Source organism: Pseudoalteromonas sp. TAE79 (genome assembly GCF_000498015.1).
GTDB lineage: Bacteria > Pseudomonadota > Gammaproteobacteria > Enterobacterales > Alteromonadaceae > Pseudoalteromonas.
The window spans coordinates 1-3,879 of record NZ_AUTL01000016.1 but is presented as its reverse complement, the minus strand read 5'-3'; the positions used below and the strand labels follow the sequence as shown (position 1 = coordinate 3,879).

Genomic DNA, 3,879 nt, shown 5'->3' with positions numbered 1-3,879 from the left:
ATCCACTGTGATGCAATAGCGCGCATTTGGTAAACGTCGTCTTTAACTATATCTTTATCGGCTAAGTGATGACCCGCCTCAGTTAGCGCTTTAATTAAATAATGACCAGAAGTATCGGTAATCGCATCGCGCGTGTCGCTTACTGTAAGTACGGCAATGTTTAAAGGTATTTGTGACTCGCTTGTGTGGCTCATAATGTTTTTCTCAATAGGTTCATGCTTAGGTCAAAATGCTCATTTACAGCTTTAAATTGCGCCGGTGTATTGGTGTTTATTAATGCATGCGCTTTATTACATAAAAGCGTTTGCACACCAATACTTTGGGTAAACTGTTTTATTGACTTATGACTGTTAGCGTTTGTGAGTATGTGTTTTAAATGATTTTTTACACTGCTTGTATTACGAATATACAGCGGTAGTGGTTCATTTTCAAAGTGCCAAGCATGTATTTGTGACTGATTTAATTGATTGCTCACACTTTGTACGTTATTTGACTGAGAAGCCAGCACAATTATGCTTAACAAACTACTCGTAAGTAGAGGCATATCTACCGCAGTAATAAGTAAGTCGTGCTCAGTGGCTATTAATGTGGAATAAATTCCGCCAAGGGGTCCACTATTTGGGTATATATCTTTAACGTACTTTTCTGAGGGATAATCGCTCGGTGAATAATGGTTCAATGACTTGACTGGATTTGTAACGTTGCGACTTATAAGTATGTTTTTAGCGCCTGCGTCTTTTAATAAATCACACGCATTGTGCAATAGCGTTTTATTTTTTAAAACTAAATCGGCTTTGTCTGTGCCCATTCTTGATGACTTACCACCAGCAAGCACAACGCCTGTAAAATCTCGCTTAACTTTCATATTAGATTTTATATTAGCTTCCATATTAGCCGCCTAACATGGCTAAGTGAGTTGTCGCACCTGTTAAGCGTTTATCCAGCTCATGGCTTATTTCTTTATTGCCCATAGCGGCTCGAATTGCCTTTACGGTCGCTGCAGTATCGTCCTCGTTGAGTAGTTCGCGTAAATCTATACCTTGCTCGGCAAACAAGCATAAGTGTAATTTACCCAGCGCCGACACCCTTAAGCGATTACAACTTTTACAAAAGTCTTTACTGTACGGCATTATTAAACCAATACGACCATCGTAATCAGGATGACAAAACTCCTCAGCGGGTCCATTTAATTTCCCCCTAACGACTTGTAACCAACCTTGGTCGAGTAATTGGGCTTTAACCGTTTGCCCACTTAAGTGGTTTTCTTCAAAAAATGTTGCGCCGTCACCGGTTTCCATTAATTCTATAAAGCGCACTGTAACTTTGTGGTGTTTTACCCACGCTAAAAAATCCTTCAATTGGTTTTTATTAAACTGCTTGGCAAGCACTGCATTTATTTTTATATCTTTTATGCCCAGATCTACCGCGCGTTCAATCCCTTTTAAAATAAGGTTAAGTTTGTCGTGCCCTGTTATGAGTTTAAACATACTCGGATTTAAGCTATCAATACTGACATTAAGCGCATCAAGCCCTGCCTCAGCAAATTCATCAATTTTCTTTAATAAATTAAACCCGTTGGTAGTAATGGCTACTTTTTCTATGCCAGGTGTGTTTTTACAGAGTTTTATAATATCGGTTACGTCGTTTCGCAAGCACGGTTCGCCACCTGTAATGCGTACTTTTTTAGTACCTAGCTCTGCAAACGCATTTACTAGCGTGCTAATTTCGTTTTTATTTAAAAAATTACGCGGCGTATCGCACTGATACCCGTTTGGTAAACAATAACTACAACTAAAATTACATACATCAGTTATTGAGAGGCGCAAATAGTTAAACTGCCGACCAAATTGATCATTAAGCATATGCTTCCTTTTTTATTTACATTACAACCGCAACATCAATGCTGCTAGAACCTGCTTTGTAATGTTGTTTTATTAATTGGCTTAATTGCGTTTTACACGAACCGCAGTTCGTCCCACATTTAAGTTCAGACCCCAATTGCTCGACTGTGTTTGCACCGTTTTTAATGCCGTTTATAATTGGCTGCTCTCTTACTTTAAAGCAGCTACACACTTGCACGCCTTGGGTAAATTCTTCATCGGGGGTTGCATAAAGCAAAGACTGTAACTGTGTAAAGGTCAGTAATGGCTCTGCAAATAAATGGTTTATCCACTCAAGTGATATTTCTTTTTGCTCATTAGAAATAACACCTACGAACGCTAATTTATCGTTTTGAATACACTGCACATGCATGGCTTTTGCCGTATTCATAGCCGACCACTGCCCTTGTAAACCGGTTAAGGTTTGGCAGTAATACAGTAAATCACTTTGTGGTTCATTAAGCGCCAATTGGTAATTAAAGCAATTGCTTGCATTAACTTTGAGCCAAAAATCACTGTTTATAACAAGTTCGTTTTTAACAAACAGCTGCATATATTGCACAAAGGGTGCCTTAACTATATTAACAGCGCCGTGTTTGCACTCAGCCTGACCAGATAGAGGGTCAACTACCGATTGATACAACCCACTTACTGTTGCTGATGACGCAAATTGCTTATTCCAATGAATAGGCATAAAGCATTCACCTTTTCGCACGGAATCGGTTACTTTTGCATGCGCGGTAACCTGCCCAGTTTGCGCAACCGCACTTATTAAATCGTTTTGTTTAATTGCTAATTTACTGGCATCAAGCGGATTAATTTCAATGTACGGGCGTGTAATATGCGATGAAAGCGCAGTGCTTTTACCCGTGCGGCTCATGGTATGCCATTGGTCGCGTATACGTCCTGAGTTCATTATAAACGGATAATCACTTGATGTTTGTTGCACAGGTAATTGCGGCGTTATAGGTATAAAACGCGCTTTTTTATCAGCGGTGCTAAATTGGTTATTTGTAAAAACCTGACCATTTTTATAAGGCTCGTTTTTAACAACAGGCCACATTATGGGTTTTAAGTTATCGTACTGGCTTTTTGTGAGCCCAACTAAACCAGAGAGGTTTAATAATCGGCTGTCGTTATTTTCAAAGTCGGTTAATTGTGCCCATTCTTCAAAAATGCCACTTGGATCTGTGAAATCAAACCCTTCAAAGCCCATTTTTTTAGCGACTTCACACATAATTTGCCAATCGTTTTTAGCTCCCGAATAAGGCGCTACTAACGGGCGCTGCCTTGATATTCTGCGCTCTGAGTTGGTTACTGTGCCGTTTTTTTCGCCCCATCCGGTTGATGGAAAAGCAACATCGGCAAATTTTAACGTATCACTTTTTGCAATACAGTCAGATACAACCACCAGCTCGCAGGTCTCTAATGCCTTTTTAATAGCGGCGTTATTAGGCAAACTTACCATTGGGTTTGTTGCCATTATCCACACTGCTTTTATTTTGCCTGCGGCTATTTCATCAAACATATCGATGGCATTGCTGCCTGCTTTTTTAGCAATAGTTGGCGCAAGCCAAAAACGTTGTACAAGTGATTGATGCGCTTCGTTTTCAATATCTAAATGCGCCGCTAACTGATTAGCCAAACCACCTACTTCGCGCCCGCCCATCGCATTGGGTTGTCCAGTAATCGAAAACGGACCGCTACCTGGCTTAAGTAATTTACCTGAGGCTAAATGCGCATTAATAATGGCGTTGCATTTATCTACACCCGAGCTTGATTGATTTATACCCATTGAGTAAAAGCTAATCGCACTTCGGCTTTTAGCAAATAGCGTGTAAAACTCAGTGACTTGCTCAATTGTTATATCGCAAAAGTCGCTAACTGCCTGGCAGCTCCATTTTTGTGCCTCTTGCAGTGCGCTTTCAAAGCCGTTTGTGTGCTGAGCAATAAATTGCGTATCGAGGTGGTTATGCTCATTTAAATAATTAAGCAAGCC

At 40.2% G+C, this 3,879-nt stretch carries 4 protein-coding genes; all 4 read right to left on the bottom strand.

What is annotated here, in order from left to right:
• The coding region (locus L655_RS0100310; RefSeq protein WP_024603707.1) for a molybdopterin-binding protein at positions 1–194 on the bottom strand (194 nt) is incomplete at its 3' end.
• Positions 191–889: a molybdenum cofactor guanylyltransferase gene (locus tag L655_RS0100305; RefSeq protein ID WP_125825529.1), complete on the bottom strand. Its 699-nt coding sequence runs from the start codon at positions 887–889 to the stop codon at positions 191–193. The genes L655_RS0100305 and L655_RS0100310, both read right to left, overlap by 4 nt.
• A gap of 1 nt (position 890) precedes the next feature.
• Complete coding sequence (gene moaA / locus L655_RS0100300) at positions 891–1,862, bottom strand: GTP 3',8-cyclase MoaA (RefSeq protein WP_024603705.1); 972 nt, start codon at positions 1,860–1,862, stop codon at positions 891–893.
• 16 nt (positions 1,863–1,878) lie between these two features.
• Positions 1,879–3,879: molybdopterin-dependent oxidoreductase (locus tag L655_RS0100295; RefSeq protein WP_024603704.1), on the bottom strand; the 2,001-nt coding region annotated here is incomplete at its 5' end.

Excerpts from the sequence above, each read along its gene's own strand:
- L655_RS0100305 (WP_125825529.1), bottom strand. The coding sequence starts at position 889 with ATGGAAGCTAATATAAAATCTAATATGAAAGTTAAGCGAGATTTTACA.
- moaA (WP_024603705.1), bottom strand. The coding sequence starts at position 1,862 with ATGCTTAATGATCAATTTGGTCGGCAGTTTAACTATTTGCGCCTCTCA.